This window comes from Streptomyces sp. NPDC057616, assembly GCF_042800575.1.
In the GTDB taxonomy this organism is placed as follows: domain Bacteria; phylum Actinomycetota; class Actinomycetes; order Streptomycetales; family Streptomycetaceae; genus Streptomyces.
In genome coordinates this window covers 1-20,267 of record NZ_JBHVGU010000014.1, presented here as the reverse complement: position 1 = coordinate 20,267, position 20,267 = coordinate 1, and the positions used below count along the sequence as shown (strand labels likewise).

Here is a 20,267-nt window from a genome sequence, read left to right as displayed (position 1 = left end):
GGGGAGTGGGTGGGGGGGAGGGGATGGGGGGGGGGGGGTTCTTCCTTTTTTCTCGCTTCCCCCCCCCCCCCCCCAAAACCGCCCGGTCCCGCTACTTCACCGGGGTGAAGTCCCGCGCCCCGATGAACTCGGGCCGCCGCACGGGAGCCGCGAACGGCTCGACCGCCGCGTTCTCCACGCTGTTGAACACGATGAAGACGTTGCTGCGCGGGAACGGCGTGATGTTGTCACCCGAGCCGTGCATGCAGTTGCAGTCGAACCACGTCGCCGAACCGGCCTTGCCGGTGAACAGCTTGATGCCGTAGTCGCTCGCCATGGCGGTCAGCGCCTCGTCGGAGGGTGTGCCCGCGTCCTGCATCTGCAGCGACTGCTTGTAGTTGTCCCTGGGCGTCTCGCCGGCGCAGCCCAGGAACGTCCTGTGCGACCCCGGCATGATCATGAGGCCGCCGTTGGTGTCGTAGTTCTCGGTCAGCGCGATCGAGACGGACACCGTGCGCATGTTGGGCAGGCCGTCCTCGGCGTGCCAGGTCTCGAAGTCCGAGTGCCAGTAGAAGCCGCTGGCCCCGAAACCGGGCTTGACGTTGATCCGCGACTGGTGGACGTACACGTCCGAGCCGAGGATCTGCCGCGCCCGGCCGACGACCCGCTCGTCGCGCACCAGGTTCGCGAACACCTCGCTGATCTTGTGCACCTCGAAGACCGAGCGGATCTCCTTGGACTTCGGCTCGACGATCGAGCGCTCGTCCGCGCGGATCCGCGGGTCGGTGACCAGCCGCTCCAGCTCCTGGGCGTAGAGCGGGACCTCGTCCGGGGCGATCAGCTGGTCGATGGCGAGGAACCCGTCGCGCTCGAACGACTGGAGCTCGGCCGCCGCGATCGGGCCCGGGGTGTCCGGGGAACCCCAGACGACCGGGTCCTTGCGGGGGACGGACACCTCGGCGGGGCCGCGGCTGGGATAGAGATCAGTGATGGTGGTCATGTGATGTCACACCTCCTCGGGCTCGGTGAGCAGCGGGTAGACGCCGTTCTCGTCGTGATCCTCCCGTCCGGTCACGGGCGGGTTGAAGACACAGATGCAGTGGAAGTCCTCCTTGACCTTGAGCGTGTGCCGCTCGTGGCCGTTGAGGAGGTACATCGTGCCGGGCGTGATGTGGTACGTCTTCCCGGTCTCGCGGTCGGTCAGCTCGGCGTCGCCCTGGGTGCAGACGACGGCCTCGATGTGGTTCGCGTACCACATGTTGGTCTCGGTACCCGCGTAGAGGATCGTCTCGTGGACCGAGAAGCCGACCCTCTCCTTGGCGAGGACGATCCTTTTGCTCTCCCAGGTGCCGGACGCGGACTTCACATGCCGGTCGGTGCCTTCGATCTCCTTGAACGAACGGACGATCACGGTGGTGCCTTGCCTCCTAGTTGATGCCCGGTACGGGGCTTTTCCTCGGTTGTTCAGGCGGTCTCGCGCACGGCGCGGGCGAGGATGCTGAGCCCCTCGTCCAGTTCGTCGGCCGTGACGGTGAGCGCCGGGAGGAGTTTGACGACCTCGCTCTCCGGGCCCGAGGTCTCGATGAGCAGCCCCAGTTCGAAGGCGCGCCGGGCGATCCGGCCCGCGCGCTCCTTGTCGTGGAACTCCATGCCCCAGACGAGACCGCGGCCGCGGAACTCCTTGACGGCGGCGGGGTTCTCCTCGGCGATGGCGGTGAGGGCCTGCTCGACCTGCTCGCCGCGGGCGCGGGTCTGCTTCTCCATCGCGGACCCGTCCGCCCAGTACGCCTCCAGCGCGGCCGTGGCGGTGACGAAGGCGGGGTTGTTGCCACGGAAGGTGCCGTTGTGCTCGCCCGGCTCCCAGATGTCCAGCTCGGGCTTGAACAGGCACAGCGACATCGGCAGGCCGTAGCCGCTGATGGACTTCGACACGGTGACGATGTCGGGCGTGATGCCGGCCTCCTCGAAGGAGAAGAAGGCACCGGTGCGGCCGCAGCCCATCTGGATGTCGTCGACGATCAGCAGCATGTCCTGGCGCTCGCACAGCTCGGACAGCGCGCGCAGCCACTCCGGGCGCGCGACGTTGATGCCGCCCTCGCCCTGCACGGTCTCGACGATCACGGCGGCGGGCTTGTTGAGCCCGGAGCCCTGGTCCTCCAGCAGCCGCTCGAACCACAGGAAGTCCGGGACCTTGCCGTCGAAGTAGTTGTCGAACGGCATGGGCGTGCCGTGCACCAGCGGGATGCCGGCGCCGGCCCGCTTGAAGGCGTTGCCGGTGACGGCGAGGGAGCCGAGCGACATGCCGTGGAACGCGTTGGTGAAGGAGACGATGGCCTCGCGGCCCTTCACCTTCCGGGCGAGTTTCAGCGCCGACTCCACGGCGTTGGTGCCCGTCGGGCCCGGGAACATGACCTTGTACGGCAGGTCGCGCGGCCGGAGCACCAGGTCCTGGAAGGTCTGCAGGAAGGACCGTTTGGCGGTGGTCGACATGTCGAGCCCGTGCGTGACGCCGTCCCGCTCCAGGTAGTCGATCAGCGCCCGTTTCAGGACGGGGTTGTTGTGCCCGTAGTTGAGTGACCCGGCTCCGGCGAAGAAGTCCAGGTACTCGTGGCCGTCCTCGTCGTACATGCGGCTGCCCAGCGCACGGTCGAAGACGGTGGGCCAGCCGCGGCAGTAGCTGCGCACCTCGGACTCGAGGGTCTCGAAGACGCTGAGGTCGGGCTGGGTGATGGTCACGACGATTCGCTCCTCGTTACGTGGGGGAGTGCGTGGGGGGTCGTCAGGGTCTGTGGGAAGTCTTCGTCGACTTCGCCGACGCCGTCGGCGGCCTCGGTGGCTGCGGTGACGTCGGAGGGGAGGTCAGAGGGAGAGGGGACCGATGCGGTACAGGACCTCGGGGTCGTGCGGCCCGTCGGGGAACAGGCCCGTGTCGAAGAGCACCTCGCGCTCCACCGCGGCGCCGTGCCGCTCGGCGAACGAGGTGAACAGCCGCTCCGAGGCGGTGTTGCCGGGCGTGATGGTGGTCTCCACGGCGGTGATCCGGTGCTCGCCGGAGCTGCGCGCCACCAGCCCGTCGAGGAGCGTGGCGGCGAGCCCGCGCCCCCGGTACGCCTCGTCCACCGCCACCTGCCAGACGAGCAGGGTGCGCGGGCGGTCCGGCCTTACGTATCCGGTCACGAAGCCGACGGCCTCGCCCTGCCCGTCGCGCGCCACGGCGGTGGTGCCGGCGAAGTCGCGGCACCACAGCAGGTAGCTGTACGACGAGTTCAGGTCGAGCGTCTTCGAGTCCCGGGCGATCCGCCACAGCGCGGCGCCGTCCGTCACCGACGGACGGTCTATTTGCAGTTCTGCTCGGTCTGCGTGTGCGGCAGTCATGCAAATTGAACTTACCGATGGAAAATCCAAAATGCATGGCGGAATGGGGTTACGCCTGGGCGTGCCATGTGTTATCGCGCGGGCGCGAGCTCAGTCGCATCCCAGGGGGATTAGGCCCGTTTTGGGCGGTAAATAAGGGGCGAACCGGTCGTCATGTGGAACGCGTCACAGAGGTCTAATCCTCACGACATCTGCCCGAAATACACCCGTTGGTGTTCGCGGAATCTTTGCGTTTAGGACGAGGAAAAGCGGGCAGAAGAATACGGGAAGCTGCCCCCGGAAAAGCCTCTAAAACAATAGCACTAATAGCGCTGAATTCAGCGCTGCCGCCAGGCGTTCTCCGCTGCCTGGCGCGCCTTCTCCAGGTCCACCGGCACCCCCTTCTCCGCCAGTGCGGCACCCAGCGCCGCCAGGGACGACTGGACCGCGCCCACGGTGGCGTCGGGGCCGTAGTGGTTGACGCGGATCATCTCGGCGGCCAGGGCGCCGCCGCCCGCGGCCAGCGGGAGCGTGGCGTCGGACCGCAGCGCCCGTGCCACCAGCTCCGACGCGGTGATCCCGGCCGGTGTCCGCAGCGTCGTGGCGACGGGAGCCGCCTCCCGGGCCAGGTGGACGTACGGCTCGAGACCGCCGAGGGCCGCCGCGCCCGCTCGCGTCGCCGCGGCGGCGGACGCGTGCCGGGCCATCACCGTCTCGATCCCCGCCGCCTCGATCCGCTCGAGGCACGCCTTCAGCGCCAGCATCTCCAGCTGCGCCGGAGCGTGCAGCAGCGCCGAGCGGCCGCCGTCGATCCAGCGCTCCTTCCAGTCCAGCAGGGAGAGGTAGGAGCGGCGCGGCGCACCGGGGTTCGCGGCCATCCGCGCCCACGCCCGCTCGCTCACCGACACCGCTGAGACGCCCGCGGGCCCGCCCATCGCCTTCTGCGCCCCGACGATGCACAGGTCCACGCCCCACGCGTCCGGCAGCACCGGCTCCGCGCCGACGGACGCCACCGCGTCCAGGTAGAACAGCGCCCCCTGCTCCCGTACGGCCTCCCCGATCTCGGCGACCGGGTTGGTGTTGCCGGTCGCGGCCTCCGCGTGCACCAGGGAGACGAAGTCGATCGCGGGGTGCTCGGCGAACGCCTGCCGGACCAGGTCGGCGCTCACCGCCGTGTGGAAGGGCACCGCCAGGTCGATCACCCTCGCCCCGCAGTCGCGCAGCCAGTTGCCGAAGGTCTGCCCGTACGGACCGGTGACCACGTTCAGCGCGGTCGTGCCCGGCCCGGCGGTCCCGCGGATCGCCCCCTCCAGCGGCAGCAGCGCCTCGCCCTGCATGATCACGACGTCCTGCTCGGTGCCGAGCAGTCTCGCCACGCGGTCCTCGATCGCGGCGAACTGCGCGGCGCTCATCGGGGGCAGGTCGAGGAAGGGGTGGGTCACGGCGTGCTCTCTCCGCTCACGAGTGGTCGACTTCCGTCGAGGGTATCCGGCATGTATTGGCCACTTTGACCCCTCCTTCCACTTGAGACTTCTTAGGCCGGACAGCCGCTCGACCATGGGTTTGGTTTGAGGGGCTCAAACATCTCCTTATAATCGGAACCCATAGTTCCCTCACAGGAGGCACCCCGTGCAGATCCTCTCCGGGCGCCGGACCCGCGTTCTGGCCGCCACCACCGCGACGGCCGGGCTGGTGCTCGTGGCTGCCTGCACCTCCACCGGCAACGGCGGCAGCGGGAGCAAGACGGCCGCCGGCGGGGTCGAACTCGTCAAGGCCGGACAGCTCACCACGTGCACGCACCTGCCGTACCCGCCCTTCCAGTCGGAGATCGACGGCAAGGTGCAGGGCTTCGACGTGTCGATGATCGACCTCGTCGCCAAGAACCTCGGCGTGAAGCAGCAGATCCTCGACACGCCCTTCGAGAACTTCAAGACCGGCGCCTTCCTCAACTCCGGCGAGTGCGACCTGGCCGCGGCCGGCATGACGATCACCGCCGAGCGCAAGAAGAACGTCGACTTCTCCGACCCGTACTTCGACGCCACCCAGGCCCTGATGGTCGCCAAGGACAGCGGCATCACCTCGCTCGCCGACGCCAAGGCCAAGAAGGTCAAGCTCGGCGCCCAGGCGCAGACCACCGGCGAGGACTACGCCAAGAAGCAGGGCTTCGACCCGGTCTCCTTCGAGTCCTCCGACGCGGTCCTCAACGGCCTGCGCACCGGCCAGGTCAAGGCCGTCGTCATCGACTACCCGGTGGTCCAGGGCTGGCTGAAGGACAAGGCCAACGCCGCCTACAAGGTCGCCGGCCAGATCAACACCGGTGAGCAGTACGGCTTCACGGTCAAGAAGGGCAACACCAAGCTCCTCGCCGCCGTGAACAAGGCGATCAAGGACGCCAAGGCCGACGGCACCTACAAGAAGCTGTACGAGAAGTGGATCGGTCCGTACAGCCCGTCCGCCGCCTCCCCCGCCGCATCCTGAACCCCATGACCGACACCGACGTACGACTCCAGCCGAGGAAAAAGGGCCTGACCCGGCGGCAGCGGCGCAGCCTCTCGCGCGGCGTGCAGTACGTGGTCTTCGTCGCGGCCGTGATCGCCTTCGCGGTCTCGGCCGACTGGGGACGGCTCAAGAACCAGTTCGCGCAGGGCAGCATCGCCCGGCAGATGTTCCCCGACGTCATCACGCTGGCGCTGAAGAACACCGTGCTCTACACGCTCTCCGGCTTCGTCGTCGGACTGGCGCTCGGCATGGTGATCGCGCTGATGCGGCTGTCGTCGGTGGGCCCCTACCGCTGGCTGGCCGGCATCTACATCGAGATCTTCCGCGGCCTGCCCGCCCTGCTGATCTTCATCTTCATCGGGGTCGCGGTCCCGCTGGCCTTCCCGGGCACGGAGATCGTCGGCGGCACGTACGGCAAGGTCGCGCTCGCGCTCGGCCTGGTCGCCGCCGCGTACATGGCCGAGACGATCCGCGCGGGCATCCAGGCGGTGCCCAAGGGGCAGCTGGAGGCGGCCCGTTCGCTGGGCTTCTCGCCCGCCCGCGCCATGATCTCGATCATCATCCCGCAGGCGTTCCGCATCATCCTGCCGCCGCTGACCAACGAACTCGTCCTGCTCTTCAAGGACTCCTCGCTGGTGCTCTTCCTCGGCGTCACGCTGGAGGAGCGCGAACTGTCCAAGTACGGCCGGGACCTGGCCAGCACGACCGCCAACTCCACGCCGATCCTGGTCGCCGGCCTGTGCTACCTGCTGGTGACCATCCCGCTCGGCTTCGTCGTACGCCGCATGGAGGCGAAGGCCCAGGAGGCCGTGAAATGAGCGAGAAGCCGCTCGGTGCGGGCCCGGAGATCGAACTCCGCGGCCTGCACAAGTCGTTCGGCGACAACGAGGTGCTGCGCGGCATCGACCTGGAGATCGGCCGGGGCGAGGTGGTGTGCGTCATCGGCCCCTCCGGCTCCGGCAAGTCGACGCTGCTGCGCTGCGTCAACCTCCTGGAGGAGCCGACCAAGGGGCAGGTCTTCGTCGGCGGCACCGAACTCACCGACCCGGACGTCGACATCGACGCCGTACGCCGCCGTATCGGCATGGTCTTCCAGCAGTTCAACCTCTTCCCGCACCTGACGGTGACCGAGAACCTGACGCTGCCGCAGCGCCGGGTGCTCAGGCGGGACAAGGCGACGGCCGCGCGGGTGGCCGCCGAGAACCTGGAGCGGGTCGGCCTGTCGGAGAAGGCGGACGCCTACCCCGCCTCGCTCTCCGGGGGCCAGCAGCAGCGCGTGGCGATCGCGCGCTCGCTGTCGATGGGGCCCGAGGTGATGCTCTTCGACGAGCCCACCTCCGCGCTCGACCCGGAGCTGGTCGGCGACGTGCTCGCGGTGATGCGCATGCTCGCCCAGGAGGGCATGACGATGATGGTCGTGACCCACGAGATGACCTTCGCGCGCGAGGTCGCCGACCGGGTCGTCTTCATGGACGGCGGCGTGATCGTCGAGGACGGCGACCCGGCTCAGGTCATCGGCGCCCCGCGCCACGACCGCACGCGCCACTTCCTCTCCCGGCTCCTCGACCCGGCGATGGCCGAGGTCGAGGAGGGGGCACCGGAGCAGGTGGGCAAGGGCGACCAGCCCCTGGCGGGTCATTAGGGTGCAGGCATGAGTGATCGCGCGGTGCTGCACGTGAAGGGCCGGATCCTGGCCGGGCCCGACGACGTCCGGGACGAGCTGTGGGTGGTCGGCGGGCGGATCTCCTACGACCGTCCCGCCGGTACCCGCGACGTGCGTACCGTCGAGGGCTGGGCGCTGCCCGGCCTCGTCGACGCGCACTGCCACGTGGGTCTCGGCCCGCACGGCCCGGTCGGGCAGGACGTGGCCGAGAAGCAGGCGCTGACCGACCGGGACGCGGGCACGCTGCTCATCCGCGACGCAGGCTCGCCCTCGGACACCCGCTGGGTGGACGACCGGGAGGACCTGCCGGCGATCATCCGGGCCGGCCGGCACATCGCCCGCACCCGCCGCTACATCCGCGGCTACGCCTGGGAGATCGAGCCCGAGGACCTGGTGTCCTACGTCGCCCAGGAGGCCCGCCGCGGCGACGGCTGGGTGAAGCTGGTCGGCGACTGGATCGACCGCGAGGTGGGCGATCTGGCCCCCAGCTGGCCGCGGGAGGCGGCCGCGGCGGCCATCGCCGAGGCCCACCGCCTCGGCGCCCGCGTCACCGCGCACTGCTTCGCCGAGAACTCCCTCAGGGACCTGGTCGAGGCGGGCATCGACTGCATCGAGCACGCCACCGGCCTCACCGACGAGCTGATCCCGCTCTTCGCCGAGCGCGGCGTCGCGATCGTCCCGACCCTCGTCAACATCGCCACCTTCCCGCAGCTCGCGGACGGCGGCGAGAGCAAGTTCCCGCGGTGGTCGGCCCATATGCGGCGCCTCCACGAGCGCCGCTACGACACCGTGCGCAACGCCTACGACGCCGGCATCCCGGTGTACGCCGGCACCGACGCCGGCGGGCATCTGGCCCACGGGCTGATCGCGGGCGAGGTGGCGGAGCTGGTCGCCGCCGGCATCCCGCCCGTCGAGGCGCTGTCGGCGACGACCTGGGGCGCGCGGCGGTGGCTCGGCAGGCCCGGACTGGAGGAGGGGGCGCCCGCCGACCTCGTGGTCTACGAGGACGATCCGCGGGCCGACGTACGTGTACTCGCGGCCCCCCGGCGGGTAGTGGTCAACGGGCGGCCCTTCGCCTAGCCGGTCGGCGGGTTGACGCGGCGCACGCCGCTCGTGCGCCGGTCCTCCGGCCCCGCGTCACCCGCACGAGTCGGTGCGGCGGTGAAAGAGTGGAACGCTTGTGCCGCGCGATTCGAAAATGTTCACGGGGAACGCACGATGGGGTGAAGTGGCGCCGGAATGCCGCCAGTTCACTCCGGGTGCGTAATTCTTGGCGGGTCCCGAGCAAGTCTCCTCTGAGGGGTCCCCACCTTGAACGGCAAGAACTTCCGCCTGCCCGCACGCCGTCTCGCGACCGTCGCGACGGCCACGGCCCTCGCCGCCGGTCCCGCGGTCCTGGCCGGCGCGGGCTCCGCGCACGCGACCGGCGACCAGGGCCACGCGAGCGCCGTGGTCCTGCGCACCGGGCTCGACGTGTCGCTGCTCAACAAGACCGTGAACGTCCCGCTCGCGGTCTCGCTCAACCAGGTCGAGGCGCCGCGCAGCGCCGAGAAGACCGCGCTGTCCGCCACGCTGGACGGCGTCGACGGCGGCAAGCCCTTCAACGTGCTGGCCGCGCAGGCGGCTTCGGCGAGGGCAACCGTCGGCTCCGGCCGGGCCGAGGGCCACACCAACCTCGCGCACGCCAGCGTCCATGTCCCCGGGCTGCCGCTGCTGTCCCTCATCGAGATCGAGAAGGTCACCTCCGAGGCGACCTGCGCGGCCGGGAAGACACCGGTCGCCATCTCGAACCTGCTCGGCTCGGTGAGCGTCCTGGGCAAGAAGGTCACCCTGACGACCGGCGGCACGACGGACGTCAAGGTGCCCGGGGTCGGCGAGGTCCGGCTCGACCTGTCGAAGCGGGAGGTCACCTCGCGTACGGCGGCGGCCACCGCGCTCGAACTCAAGGTCTCCGTCAACCCGTTGAAGCTCAACGTGGCCGAGGTCGAGGGCACGCTGACGCTGGCGAAGGCGACCTGCGAGGCACCGGCGGCGGCCGCGCCGCAGTCGCCCGCGCCGTCCGCCCCCGCCGGTGACACCAAGCCGCAGGGCGGCGAAGGGGCGGGCCTGGCCGAGACCGGCGGCAACTCCATGACGCCGTACATCGCGGGCGGGGCGCTCGCACTGGTGGTGGCCGGCGGCGGCGCCGTGGCCCTGGCACGCCGTGGCCGCAGCTGATCGGTCAGGTCCGAACACCCCCTGCCGGGCGGCGTGTTCAGGGGTGCGAGGCCAGGGTCACCGCCTGGTCCAGCGCCTGCAGGAAGGAATTGACCGTCGCCCGGTCCCGCACCGCCAGCCGCAGCCACTCCTCGCCCAGCCCGGGAAAGGTGTCACCGCGCCGTACGGCGAAGCCCAGGTCGTGCAGATGCCGGCGGACCGCGGTCGCCCGGGGCAGGCGTACGAGGACGAAGGGTCCCTCGGCCGGCTCCACCAGACTGAGGCCGTCCGGCGCGAACTCGCTGAGGCCGGCGACGAGATGGGCGCGGTCCGCGGCGATGCGGTGGGCCGCGTGCCCCGCCTCGGCGAGGGCCCGCGACTCCATGCAGACCTCGGCCGCGGCCAGTGCGGGCGTGGACACCGGCCACAGGGGCTGGGCGCGCTCCAGGGCGGCGATCGTCTCCGGGGCGGCGAGGACGTAGCCGATCCGGAGTCCGGCCAGCCCCCAGGTCTTGGTGAGGCTGCGCAGGACCACCAGGCCCGGTACGTCCGTCCGCCCGGCGAGCGCCTCCCGCTCGCCGGGCACCGCGTCCATGAACGCCTCGTCGACGACCAGCGTCCGCCCGGGGCGGGCGAGTGCGGCGACCGTCGCGGCGGGGTGGAGGACGGAGGTCGGGTTGGTCGGGTTGCCGATCACCACCAGGTCCGCGTCCTCGGGCACCGCCGCCGGGTCCAGGCGGAAGCCGTGCTCCTCGCGCAGCAGCACCCGGTCCACCGAGTGGCCCGCGTCCCGCAGTGCCGCCTCCGGCTCGGTGAACTGAGGGTGGACCACGACGGGTCTGCGGACCTTGAGCGCCCGCGCCAGGAGCACGAAGGCCTCCGCCGCGCCCGCCGTCAGCAGCACCCGCTCCACGGGCAGTTCGTGCCGCGCCGCCACGGCCGCCCGTGCGGCCCGCCCGTCCGGGTAGGCCGCGAGCGAGCCCAGCGCATCGGCGACGTGCTCACGCAGCCACACCGGGGGAGTGCCGGTGCGGACGTTGACGGCCAGGTCGACGAGTGCGGCACCGCCGTCCCGCACCTCGGCGTCCCCGTGGTGGCGCAGATCGTGCTCGTGGTCAGTGTGCATGGGCGTGTCCGCCGTGGTGGTGCCCGTGGTGGTGGTGACCGTCGTCGTCCGGGTGGAAGTGCGGCTGCTGCGGCATCCCGACCTTGTCCTCGAAGCCCGGCAGCGCGATGCGGTAGACGCACGAGTCGCAGTTCATCCGCAGATCGCCCTTCACCGCCTCCTCGTAGCGCTCCATCACCAGGTCGAGCAGCTCCGGCTCGGGACCGATGACGTCCGCGGAGCGCACCTCGGTCTCCGGGTGCGCGGCCGCCCAGTCCTCGGTCTGCCGCCGCACCCGGTCCGGCAGGATGCCGGTGAACAGGAAGTACGGCAGGACCACGATGCGCCGCGCGCCGAGCCGGGCGCACCGGTCCAGGCCGCTCGGCACGTCCGGCGCCGCGAGCGAGACGAACGCCGTCTCCACGCCCGCGTAGCCGCGGCCCTCCCACAGCAGCCGCGCCGCCTTGTGCACCTCGGCGTTGGCGTCGGGGTCGGTGGAGCCCCGGCCGACCAGCAGCACGGTCACGTCGGCGCGGTCCTCGTGCGCGCCGCCGAGGGCCTCGTCGAGGCGCCGTTCCAGCACCGACAGGATCTTGGGGTGCGGGCCCAGCGGGCGCCCGTAGGTGTACGAAACCCCCGGGTGGCGTTCCTTCTCGCGGGACAGGGCCGCCGGGATGTCGCCCTTGGCGTGCCCGGCGGACACCAGCATCAGCGGCACGGCGGCGAAGCGCCGCACCCCCCGCCGCACCAGCTCGGTCACCGCCTCGCCCAGCGGCGGCGGGGACAGCTCGATGAAGCCGCCCGCGACGGGCAGGTGGGGATGGCGCTCCCCCAACTGCCGTACGAAGGCGCGGAACGCCTCGGCTCCGGCGTCGTCCCGGGTGCCGTGGCCGGCGATGAGCAGGGCGGGCGCAGGGGTGGTCACGATGGCTCCTCGGAGTGTGCAGCAGGGTGGTACAGCAGGGCGTTGAGCGCGGCGGCGGCCACGGCCGACCCGCCCTTCTCGGACACGTTGCTCACGGCGGGCAGCCCGCTCTCGCGCAACGCGGCCTTGGACTCGACCGCGCCGACGAAGCCGACGGGCAGGCCGATGACGAGCGCCGGAGCGGCGTCCAGGGTGAGCAGCTCCTCCAGGGCGGTCGGCGCGTTGCCGATCACCCACAGGGCGCCCGGGCCGACCTGCTCGTAGGCCAGCCGGATCGCGTGGGCCGAGCGGGTCAGGCCCGGTCCGGCCACGGCGTCCCCCAGGCGGCAGACGGTCTCGCGCCGGGTGATGCCCGCGCCGACCATCTCCACGTCGACGACGACGGGCGCCCCGCCGTGCAGCGCCGTGTGCGCCGTCGCCAACTCGGCTTCGTCCAGGACGAGATCGTCCGCGTAGGCGAGGTCGGCGGCGGAGTGGATCACCCGCTCCACCACCGCCCGCGTCAGCGGCGGGAAGTGCGAGGTGTCCAGGCGGGCGCGCAGCCGCCGGTACGACTCCTGCTCGATGGGGTGGACCACACGGTTCACTGGGCGCCCTCCTGCCAGCGGTAGCCGCGCGGCGTCACCATGCGCCCCGCGATCTCGCGCGTCGCGGTGTTGCCGACGGTCACCACCGTCATCATGTCGACGGTCGCCGGGTCCAGGGAGGCCAGTGTGGTCAGGCGGCTGGATTCGTCCGGTCGGGAGGCGTTGCGTACGACACCGACCGGCGTGGCCGGCTCGCGGTGCCCGGCGAGGATGGCGAGCGCCTTCGGCAGCTGCCAGTCGCGGCCCCGGGAACGGGGGTTGTAGAACGTGACCACGATGTCCGCCTCGGCCGCCGCGCGCACCCGCCGCTCGATGACCTCCCACGGGGTGTGCAGGTCGGAGAGGCTGATGGAGACGTGGTCGTGCCCGAGCGGCGCGCCCAGGATCGCCCCGGCCGCCAGCGCGGCGGTGACGCCGGGCACGCCGATCACGTCGATGTCGTCGGAGGCCTCGGCGAGCGCGGGGGAGGCCATGGCGTACACGCCGGCGTCCCCGCTGCCGATCAGGGCGACGGCCTGGCCGCGCCGGGCCTCGGCCACCGCGGTCCGCGCCCGCTCCTCCTCGGCGCCGAGCCCCGACTCCAGGATCCGGGTGCCGGGCCGCAGCAGATCGCGGATCTGGTCGACGTACTGGTCAAGGCCCACCAGCACGGCGGCGCGCCGCAGTTCGGCCGTGGCGCGCGGGGTGAGCAGGTCGCGGGCGCCGGGTCCGAGCCCGACCACCGCGAGCCGCCCGCGCACCGGGCGCCGTACGACGGCACAGGTCGCCATCGCGGCGTGCCCGTCCGCCCGCGCCGACTTCCGCTTGGGGACGAGGAGTTCACCGCCGCGGGCGAGCGCGGCCGCCTCGGCGACCGACGGGGTGCCCACGGCGCCGAACGGGGCCTCGGAGGGGTTGGGGACCTCGATCCGCGCCAACTCCTCGGCCGGGTAGGTCAGGACGGGCACCCCGAGCCGCTCGGCCGCCGTCACGATGCCGGGCTCGGCGCGCTTGGCGTCCACGGTGGCGAGGGCGGCGACGCTGCGGACGGACAGCCCCGCGTCCCGCAGCGCGCCCTCGACCAGCTCGGACACCTCGTCCGCGGGGGCGCCCCTGGAGGCGCCGACACCGACGACGAGGGACGGCGGGCGCAGCCACACCTCACCGTCGGCCGGGCCGCCCGCGCGGTCCGTCAGCCGGACGGTGCGGGTGCCCTGCGCGGCGAACGGCAGCGGCGGCAGCGGCCACGGCACCTCGGCCTCCAGCGCGACCGGCTCCCCGTCCAGCAGGGCCCGCGTCACTCCGGCGACGTCGCCCTCCACGGGCAGCCCCAGCGTGTCCAGGCCCGGCAGGCCGACGGCGTCGGTCGCCGTGGTCACCACGGGCTCGGCGCCCAGCAACGCGCCGACCCGTCCGGCGAGTTCGTTCGCGCCGCCCCCGTGCCCGCCGACCAGCGACACGGCGAACCGCCCGCCCTCGTCGACGCACACCACACCGGGGTCGGACGCCTTGTCGCCCAGCAGCGGCGCCACGAGCCGTACGACCGCGCCGGTCGCCAGGAAGCACACGAGCTGCTCGCACTCCGCGAACGCGGCCCGCACGGCCTCCCCCACGGGACCCTCGTACACGCGCGTGCGGTCCGGCCAGGCCGCGGCCAGCCGGTCGCGCGCCGCCGCTCCCGCCGCGGTGGCGGAAATGAGGCCGATCACAGGGCAACTCCTTCGTCAGCAGCGGCGTGCGGCCGCACGCCCCAGAGCAGGAAAACGGGATTGGCCGCCGCCAGCCGGGTCACGTCCCCCGGCAGCGGCGCGAGCCGGGACGACTGGAGCAGCACCCCGTCGCAGCCGAACCCGGCGCCGGTGAGCGCGGCGCGCACCGCGGGCACCCGGTCCAGCGCGGCCAGGGCCACCACGACCGTGCGCCGGGCCCGCCGGGCGCACTCGGCGACGATGCCGGGCAGTTCGCGCCCGCCGCCGCCGACGAACACCGCGTCGGGAGCGTCGAGCGCGTACAGCGCGGCGGGCGCCTCGCCGTGCACCACGTGCACGTCGACGCGGTGCGCACCGGCGTTGGCGCGGATCCGCTCCACCCCGTCGGCGGCCTTCTCGACCGCGCTCACGGCGGCGCCGAGCCGCGCGCACTCCACGGCGACGGAACCCGAGCCGGAGCCGACGTCCCAGACCAGGTCGCCGGGGCGCGGTCCGAGCCGGGCCAGCGCCAGGGCCCGTACCTCGAACTTGGTGATCATCGAGTCGCGGTGCGCGAAGCCGTCCTCGTCCAGCGCCCATCCGGCGGGCCGGTCGGCCCCCGCGAGCGTGCGCACGGGACCGAGCGCCCGCGTCTCGTCCAGGCACAGCACGACACTCACCGCCGTGCCCCAGTCGCGGGCCGCGGCCTCGGCGGGGGAGACCCGCTCCAGGCGCTCCTCGGGGGAGCCCAGCGCGGAGGCGACGAACAGGACCCGGCCGGGGGCGGTGCGGGCGAGGGCGGCGCCCAGTTCCGCGGGACCGGCGCCGGGCCCGGTGAGCACGGCGGCCTTCGGGTGCGCGCGGCACACGTTGACGGCCGCCCGCGGATCCCGCCCGTGGGCGCTGACGACGACCGCGTCGTCCCAGGCCAGCCCGAGCCGCGCGAAGGCGGCGGCGACGGAGGAGACACCCGGCCTGACGTCGAGGCGCCGTGCGCCGAACCGCTCGGCCAGCGCCCGCACGATCCCGAAGAACCCCGGGTCCCCGGAGGCCAGCACGACCACGCGCCGGTCCTTGGCGACGTACTCCTCGATCGCGTCCAGGGCGGGCGCCAGCGGCCCGAGGACGATCCGCTCGGCGGCGGCGGGCAGCCGTACGGCGTCCAGGTGCCGGCGCCCGCCCACGACGAGCTCGGCCCCGGCCACCGCGTCGAGGGGGGCCGGCGCGCCCGTCCCGGTGCCGACGACGGTGATCACGTACTCGCCCCGCGCTCGCGCAGGGCCCGGCGGGCCTCCGGGTCGGCCTTGCGGTAGCCGTGGAAGTGGCCGGGGTGGTACAGGTGCGAGCGGGTGCCCTCGGCGTCGAGTGCCGGCCCGACCAGGAAGAGCGTGTGCTTCCAGAGCTTGTGCTCCTTGACCGTCTCCTCCAGCGTCCCGATGGTGCACCGCACGACCAGCTCCTCCGGCCAGGTCGCCTGGTAGGCGACGACGACCGGCGTGGACGTCGGATAGCCGCCCTCCAGCAGCTCCCGCACCAGCTGGCCGCTGCGGGCGGCCGACAGGAAGATCGCCATGGTGGTGCCGTGCCGGGCGAACTCGCGGACCTCCTCCCCGGGAGGCATCGGCGTCTTGCCGCCGCCGAGCCGCGTGAGGATCACGGACTGCGCGACCTCCGGGATGGTCAGCTCGCGCCCCGCGAGCGCGGCCACGGCGGAGAAGGCGGAGACGCCGGGCACGACCTCGGTCGCGACCCCGATCCGCGCGCAGCGGTCCAGCTGCTCCTGCGTGCCGCCCCACAGGGCGGGGTCGCCGGAGTGGATCCGGGCGACCAGCAGTCCTTCCGCGTGGGCCCGCTCGTAGACGGCGACGACGTCCTCCAGCGACATCGTCGCCGAGTCGAGGATCTCCGCGTCCTCGCGCGCGTGCTCGAGGACCTCCGCCTGCACCAGGCTCGCGGCCCAGATCACCACGTCGGCCTCGGCGATGGCGCGCGCGGCACGGAACGTCAGCAGGTCGGCGGCGCCGGGGCCGGCACCGACGAAGGTCACCTTGCCGGTGGGGGCATCGGCCATGAAAATCGGTCCTCTCTGGACAAAAGGTCTTACAAGGGGTGCCGGCGGGGCCGCACGATGTGCGCGAACGGCCGTTGATCGGATAACAAAGCCCCATGGCGGTCTTCGTCGCGCTCGGCGCGTTCCTGATGACGCTGGCCGGCGGCTGGACGGCACAGCGTGTGACCGACCGCCGCCATCTGGTCCTGGGACTGGCCGGCGGACTGATGCTCGGTGTCGTCGGCCTGGATCTGCTGCCGGAGGCCCTGAAGGCGGCCGGCGGCGAGGTGTTCGGTGTACCGGCGGCCCTGCTCCTGTTCGTGGCCGGCTTCCTGCTGGCCCACCTGGTGGAACGGCTGCTCGCCGCCCGCCAGGCCTCGCACGGCGGCGAGGAGAGCAGCGGCCGGGTCCCGGAGGTGGGGCTCACGGCGGCCGCGGCGATGGTCGGCCACAGCGCCATGGACGGAGTGGCGATCGGCGCCGCCTTCCAGGTCGGCGGCGGCATGGGCGCGGCGGTCGCGCTGGCGGTGGTCGCCCACGACTTCGCGGACGGCTTCAACACGTACACGATCACGAGCCTGTACGGCAACGCCCGCCGCAAGGCGCTGACCATGCTGTTCGCGGACGCGGTGGCGCCGGTGGTGGGTGCTGCCTCGACCGCGTTCGTGACCATCCCGGAGGGCCTGCTCGGCGGCTATCTCGGTCTCTTCGGCGGCGTACTGCTCTACCTCGCCGCGGCCGAGATCCTGCCCGAGGCGCACCACGAGCACCCCGCCCGCTCGACGCTGCTGTGCACCATCGCGGGCGTGCTGTTCATCTGGCTCGTGGTGGGCCTCGCCGGCTGAGGGCCCGCTGGGGGACGTCACAACTTGCCGCCCCGCCCGCCGTCGCGCCGCGCGGGCGCGATGAGCGTGGAGAGGTACGGCAGCGGGGCGCCGTCGAGCTCGGCGGCCGGCCGGATCGACTCCGACTCCAGGCCGAGCGCCGAGCCCCACACGGCGTCGTCGAGACGCCCGGTCTCGCGCAGCGCCTCGGCGACCTCGGCGGCCTGCCGGCCGAACTTGTAGGCCACGACGGTGCCCGGCCCGGCCAGCGCGTCCTTCAGTACGGCCGCCCCGGCGGTGACGGGCACCAGGGTCAGCGGCTCGGTGCCCTCGGTCAGCACGGCCCCGGAGCGCGCCGCCAGGTCCTGCATGGCGGTGATCCCGGGCACCGTCTCCACCCCCGTGCCCGGCACCAGCCCGGCGACGGTGTGCGCGAGATAGGTGAAGGTCGAGTACACGTTGGGGTCGCCGATGGTGGCGAACGCGACGGTCCCGCGCTCCCGCAGCAGCTCGGCGACGCGCGCCCCGGCCGCGTCCCAGGCGGCCTCGCGCCGGGCGCGGTCGCTGCGCTCGTTGAGCGCGAACACCACCCGGACGACCTTCTCCGCGGGCACGTAGTGCAACACGGTGGCCTCGGCCCGTCCGCGCTCACCCGTGTCCATCACGGGTACGACGACCACGCCGGCGTCCCGCAGGGCGTTGACCCCCTTGACGGTCACCAGCTCGGGATCGCCCGGGCCCACCCCGACTCCGATCAGCCTGCTGCTCATGACGTCCGGCACCTCTCCACGAACCGACGGGCGACACCGGGCTCGGACGCCCAGTGCGTGTGCAGATAACTCGCGTGCACGCCTTGTTGTACGAAGCCCTCGACGCGCCGTTCAGGAGCGCGCACGCCCCAGGCGGGAGCCGCCCCCGCCCCCGGCTCGACGACCGTCCGGTGGAACTCGTGGGCCCGCATCCGGGTCCCGGCGGGTGCCAGCGCACTGTCGCCGACGGCGACCGCGTCCCGGTACCCGAGCGTGAGCCGCTGCGACATCCGGGCGGTCGCGTCGATCACCCCGCACATCGGCAGCCCGTCCAGCTCCCGGCACAGATACAGCAGTCCGGCGCACTCGGCGGCGACGGGAGCGCCGCTGCCCGCGAGGGCCGCGACGGATTCCCGCAGCTTCTCGTTGGCGGACAGCTCGGCGGCGTACACCTCGGGGAAGCCGCCCCCGATGACCAACCCGCGTGTCCCGTCCGGCAGTTGCTCGTCCCGCAGCGGATCGAACACGACGACCTCGGCGCCTGCGGCGGCCAGCAGCTCGGCGTGCTCGGCGTAGGAGAACGTGAAGGCGCTGCCGCCGGCGACGGCGACCACCTCACGCTGCCGCGCGCCGGTCCGGGGCGGCTCCCACGGGGTGCACGACAGGGCTCCCGCGCTCCGCGCCAGCCCCATCAGCGCCTCCAGATCGCAGCCCTGCTCGACCTGTGCCGCCATCGCGGCCACCGCGTCCACGGCGGCCGCCCGCCGTTCGGCCACCGGCACCAGACCCAGGTGCCGCGACGGCGTGTCCACCTGGGGGGCGCGGCGCAGCACGCCGAGGACGGGCACACCCGCCTCGTCCAGTGCCTCCCGCAGCAACTCCTCGTGCCGGTCGGACGCCACCTTGTTCAGGATCACACCGCCGATCCGCACCTCCGGGTCCCAGGAGGCGAACCCGTGCACGAGCGCCGCCACCGACCGCGACTGCGAGGACGCGTCCACGACCAGCACGACGGGCGCCCGCAGCAGCTTGGCGACGTGGGCGGTGGAGGCCAGTTCGCCCTTCCCGGCCGCGCCGTCGAACATCCCCATCACGCCCTCGACGACGGCGACGTCGCACCCGTGCGCCCCGTGCGCGAACAGCGGCCCGACCAGCTCCGGCCCACACAGGTAGGCGTCGAGGTTGCGCCCCGTCCGCCCGGTGGCGAGCGTGTGGTACCCGGGGTCGATGTAGTCCGGCCCGACCTTGTGCGGGGACACGGCGAGCCCCCGCGCGGCGAACGCGGCCATCAGGCCCGTGGCGACGGTGGTCTTGCCGCTGCCGGACGACGGCGCGGCAATGACCAACCGGGGTACGGCAGTTACCACTCGATGCCCCTCTGGCCCTTCTGGCCCGCGTCCATCGGGTGCTTGACCTTGGACATGTCGGTCACGAGGTCGGCGAGGGCGACGAGCTGGTCGGGCGCGTTCCGCCCGGTGATCACCACATGCTGGGTCCCGGGCCGGTTCCGCAGCACCTCGACCACCTCGCCGGTGTCGACCCAGCCCCAGTGCATCGGGTACGCGAACTCGTCGAGCACGTACAGCCGGTAGGTCTCGGCGGCGAGGTCCCGCTTGACCTGCTCCCAGCCCTCCCGGGCCTTCTCCTCGTTGTCCATCTGGGCGTCCCGCTGGACCCAGGACCAGCCCTCGCCCATCTTGTGCCAGTCGACGCTCCCGCCCTCACCGGACGCACCCAGCACCCGCAGCGCGTTCTCCTCGCCGACCTTCCACTTCGCCGACTTGACGAACTGGAACACCCCGATCGGCCACCCCTGGTTCCAGGCCCGCAGCGCGAGCCCGAAGGCGGCGGTGGACTTGCCCTTGCCGATCCCGGTGTGCACGACCACCAGCGGCCGGTTACGGCGCTGGCGGGTCGTCAGCCCGTCGTCCGGCACGACACTCGGCTGCCCCTGCGGCATTACGCGGCCCTCCTCTGTACGTCCTTCACGAGCCCGGCGATCGAGTCCGCCCGCAGCTCGTCCAGCGTCACGGCGGCGCCCCCGAGCTCGACCGCGAGCTGCCCCGCGAGCCCCAGCCGCACGGGCCCCGACTCGCAGTCGACGACCACGGAGGCGACGCCCTCGGCGGCGAACAGCCGGGCCGCCCGTCCGGCGAGCACGACCGGCTCGGGGCCGCCCGTGGCCCGCCCGTCGGTCACGAGCACCACCAGCGCCCGGCGGGCCGGATCCCGCAGCCGCTCCACCCGCAGCACGTCGTGCGCCTTGAGCAGCCCGGCCGCCAGCGGGGTGCGCCCGCCGGTCGGCAGCGACTCCAGCCGGGCGGCCGCGGCGTCCACGGACGAGGTCGGGGGCAGCGCCACGTCGGCGGCCGATCCCCGGAACGTCACCAGCCCCACCTTGTCCCGCCGCTGGTAGGCGTCCAGCAGCAGCGACAGCACGGCGCCCTTCACGGCGCCCATCCGCCGCCGCGCGGCCATCGACCCGGAGGCGTCGACGACGAACAGCACGAGGTTGCCCTCGCGCCCCTCACGGGTCGCCTGCCGCAGATCGTCGCGCCGGACCACCAGCCCGCGGCCGGACCGTCCGCGCGCCCGCTGGTGCGGCGCCGCGGCCTGCACGGTCGCCGCCAGATGCAGCTTGGTGAGGGCGCCCCGGGGCCGCCGGGCCC

Annotated in this window: 21 protein-coding genes; 6 read left to right on the top strand and 15 right to left on the bottom strand. The window is 72.8% G+C overall.

All coding sequences use genetic code 11. The annotated features are described in order from the left end of the window. Positions 1-91: 91 nt before the first annotated feature. The 5 genes from thpD to ACFU97_RS18940 all read right to left on the bottom strand — a co-directional run bounded on the left by thpD (position 92) and on the right by ACFU97_RS18940 (position 4,775). Positions 92-979 carry an ectoine hydroxylase gene (thpD, locus tag ACFU97_RS18960; RefSeq protein ID WP_384257648.1) on the bottom strand — a complete coding sequence of 296 codons (888 nt, stop codon included), beginning with the start codon at positions 977-979 and terminating at the stop codon, positions 92-94. Between the two features lie 6 nt (positions 980-985). Continuing rightward, complete coding sequence (locus tag ACFU97_RS18955; RefSeq protein ID WP_384257646.1) at positions 986-1,390, bottom strand: ectoine synthase; 405 nt, start codon at positions 1,388-1,390, stop codon at positions 986-988. A gap of 53 nt (positions 1,391-1,443) precedes the next feature. Continuing rightward, the gene (gene ectB, locus ACFU97_RS18950; RefSeq protein ID WP_384257643.1) at positions 1,444-2,715 is read right to left on the bottom strand and encodes a diaminobutyrate--2-oxoglutarate transaminase; all 1,272 of its coding nucleotides are present in this window, start codon (positions 2,713-2,715) and stop codon (positions 1,444-1,446) included. A gap of 123 nt (positions 2,716-2,838) precedes the next feature. Then, complete coding sequence (gene ectA, locus ACFU97_RS18945; protein WP_384257641.1) at positions 2,839-3,354, bottom strand: diaminobutyrate acetyltransferase; 516 nt, start codon at positions 3,352-3,354, stop codon at positions 2,839-2,841. Positions 3,355-3,671: 317 nt separating this feature from the next. Then, complete coding sequence (locus ACFU97_RS18940; RefSeq protein WP_384257638.1) at positions 3,672-4,775, bottom strand: pyridoxal-phosphate-dependent aminotransferase family protein; 1,104 nt, start codon at positions 4,773-4,775, stop codon at positions 3,672-3,674. Positions 4,776-4,962: 187 nt separating this feature from the next. Here ACFU97_RS18940 and ACFU97_RS18935 point away from each other — a divergent pair, with 187 nt between their 5' ends. From ACFU97_RS18935 to ACFU97_RS18915, 5 genes are all read left to right on the top strand, one after another. Beyond that, positions 4,963-5,811: a transporter substrate-binding domain-containing protein gene (locus tag ACFU97_RS18935; RefSeq protein WP_384257636.1), complete on the top strand. Its 849-nt coding sequence runs from the start codon at positions 4,963-4,965 to the stop codon at positions 5,809-5,811. Positions 5,812-5,816: 5 nt separating this feature from the next. Next, positions 5,817-6,650, top strand: a complete 834-nt coding sequence (locus ACFU97_RS18930) for an amino acid ABC transporter permease (protein WP_384257633.1) — start codon at positions 5,817-5,819, stop codon at positions 6,648-6,650. Further along, on the top strand, positions 6,647-7,474 hold the full coding sequence (locus ACFU97_RS18925) for an amino acid ABC transporter ATP-binding protein (RefSeq protein ID WP_384257630.1): 828 nt from the start codon (positions 6,647-6,649) through the stop codon (positions 7,472-7,474). The genes ACFU97_RS18930 and ACFU97_RS18925 overlap by 4 nt, the downstream gene beginning before the upstream one ends. A gap of 9 nt (positions 7,475-7,483) precedes the next feature. Then, positions 7,484-8,575, top strand: a complete 1,092-nt coding sequence (locus ACFU97_RS18920; protein WP_384257628.1) for an amidohydrolase family protein — start codon at positions 7,484-7,486, stop codon at positions 8,573-8,575. Between the two features lie 231 nt (positions 8,576-8,806). Further along, positions 8,807-9,712: an SCO1860 family LAETG-anchored protein gene (locus tag ACFU97_RS18915; protein WP_384257624.1), complete on the top strand. Its 906-nt coding sequence runs from the start codon at positions 8,807-8,809 to the stop codon at positions 9,710-9,712. A gap of 37 nt (positions 9,713-9,749) precedes the next feature. Here ACFU97_RS18915 and cobC read toward each other — a convergent pair whose 3' ends face one another. Genes cobC through cobM form a run of 6 tightly spaced genes read right to left on the bottom strand, consistent with a single transcriptional unit; the run spans position 9,750 to position 16,046 of the window. Next, positions 9,750-10,817 carry an Rv2231c family pyridoxal phosphate-dependent protein CobC gene (cobC, locus tag ACFU97_RS18910; protein ID WP_384257622.1) on the bottom strand — a complete coding sequence of 356 codons (1,068 nt, stop codon included), beginning with the start codon at positions 10,815-10,817 and terminating at the stop codon, positions 9,750-9,752. Then, positions 10,807-11,721, bottom strand: a complete 915-nt coding sequence (locus ACFU97_RS18905) for a sirohydrochlorin chelatase (protein ID WP_384257619.1) — start codon at positions 11,719-11,721, stop codon at positions 10,807-10,809. Before ACFU97_RS18905 ends, cobC begins: the two co-directional genes overlap by 11 nt. Beyond that, positions 11,718-12,308: a precorrin-8X methylmutase gene (locus ACFU97_RS18900; protein WP_384257617.1), complete on the bottom strand. Its 591-nt coding sequence runs from the start codon at positions 12,306-12,308 to the stop codon at positions 11,718-11,720. The genes ACFU97_RS18905 and ACFU97_RS18900 overlap by 4 nt, the downstream gene beginning before the upstream one ends. Continuing rightward, positions 12,305-13,996: a precorrin-3B C(17)-methyltransferase gene (cobJ, locus tag ACFU97_RS18895; protein WP_384257614.1), complete on the bottom strand. Its 1,692-nt coding sequence runs from the start codon at positions 13,994-13,996 to the stop codon at positions 12,305-12,307. The genes ACFU97_RS18900 and cobJ overlap by 4 nt, the downstream gene beginning before the upstream one ends. Continuing rightward, the gene (gene cbiE, locus ACFU97_RS18890; protein WP_384257612.1) at positions 13,993-15,231 is read right to left on the bottom strand and encodes a precorrin-6y C5,15-methyltransferase (decarboxylating) subunit CbiE; all 1,239 of its coding nucleotides are present in this window, start codon (positions 15,229-15,231) and stop codon (positions 13,993-13,995) included. The genes cobJ and cbiE overlap by 4 nt, the downstream gene beginning before the upstream one ends. After that, entirely contained in the window at positions 15,228-16,046 is an 819-nt protein-coding gene (gene cobM / locus ACFU97_RS18885) for a precorrin-4 C(11)-methyltransferase (RefSeq protein ID WP_384257610.1), read from the bottom strand. Before cobM ends, cbiE begins: the two co-directional genes overlap by 4 nt. A 95-nt stretch (positions 16,047-16,141) precedes the next feature. On the opposite strand from cobM, the gene ACFU97_RS18880 reads away from it, so the two are divergent. After that, positions 16,142-16,870, top strand: coding sequence for a ZIP family metal transporter (locus ACFU97_RS18880; protein WP_384257607.1), 729 nt, complete (start codon positions 16,142-16,144; stop codon positions 16,868-16,870). Positions 16,871-16,887: 17 nt separating this feature from the next. On the opposite strand, the gene cobI is transcribed toward ACFU97_RS18880, so the two are convergent. The 4 genes from cobI to ACFU97_RS18860 form a co-directional block, all read right to left on the bottom strand. Then, positions 16,888-17,619, bottom strand: a complete 732-nt coding sequence (cobI, locus tag ACFU97_RS18875; protein ID WP_384257605.1) for a precorrin-2 C(20)-methyltransferase — start codon at positions 17,617-17,619, stop codon at positions 16,888-16,890. Further along, positions 17,616-18,965 carry a cobyrinate a,c-diamide synthase gene (locus tag ACFU97_RS18870; RefSeq protein ID WP_384257602.1) on the bottom strand — a complete coding sequence of 450 codons (1,350 nt, stop codon included), beginning with the start codon at positions 18,963-18,965 and terminating at the stop codon, positions 17,616-17,618. The genes cobI and ACFU97_RS18870 overlap by 4 nt, the downstream gene beginning before the upstream one ends. Further along, positions 18,959-19,558, bottom strand: coding sequence for a cob(I)yrinic acid a,c-diamide adenosyltransferase (gene cobO, locus ACFU97_RS18865; RefSeq protein ID WP_384257600.1), 600 nt, complete (start codon positions 19,556-19,558; stop codon positions 18,959-18,961). Before cobO ends, ACFU97_RS18870 begins: the two co-directional genes overlap by 7 nt. Then, the coding region (locus tag ACFU97_RS18860; RefSeq protein ID WP_384257597.1) for a VWA domain-containing protein at positions 19,558-20,267 on the bottom strand (710 nt) is incomplete at its 5' end. The genes ACFU97_RS18860 and cobO, both read right to left, overlap by 1 nt.

Excerpts from the sequence above, each read along its gene's own strand:
- ACFU97_RS18880 (WP_384257607.1), top strand. The coding sequence starts at position 16,142 with ATGGCGGTCTTCGTCGCGCTCGGCGCGTTCCTGATGACGCTGGCCGGC.
- ACFU97_RS18920 (WP_384257628.1), top strand. The coding sequence starts at position 7,484 with ATGAGTGATCGCGCGGTGCTGCACGTGAAGGGCCGGATCCTGGCCGGG.
- ACFU97_RS18930 (WP_384257633.1), top strand. The coding sequence starts at position 5,817 with ATGACCGACACCGACGTACGACTCCAGCCGAGGAAAAAGGGCCTGACC.
- cobI (WP_384257605.1), bottom strand. The coding sequence starts at position 17,619 with ATGAGCAGCAGGCTGATCGGAGTCGGGGTGGGCCCGGGCGATCCCGAG.
- ACFU97_RS18925 (WP_384257630.1), top strand. The coding sequence starts at position 6,647 with ATGAGCGAGAAGCCGCTCGGTGCGGGCCCGGAGATCGAACTCCGCGGC.
- cobM (WP_384257610.1), bottom strand. The coding sequence starts at position 16,046 with ATGGCCGATGCCCCCACCGGCAAGGTGACCTTCGTCGGTGCCGGCCCC.
- cobC (WP_384257622.1), bottom strand. The coding sequence starts at position 10,817 with ATGCACACTGACCACGAGCACGATCTGCGCCACCACGGGGACGCCGAG.
- thpD (WP_384257648.1), bottom strand. The coding sequence starts at position 979 with ATGACCACCATCACTGATCTCTATCCCAGCCGCGGCCCCGCCGAGGTG.
- ectA (WP_384257641.1), bottom strand. The coding sequence starts at position 3,354 with ATGACTGCCGCACACGCAGACCGAGCAGAACTGCAAATAGACCGTCCG.
- cobO (WP_384257600.1), bottom strand. The coding sequence starts at position 19,558 with ATGCCGCAGGGGCAGCCGAGTGTCGTGCCGGACGACGGGCTGACGACC.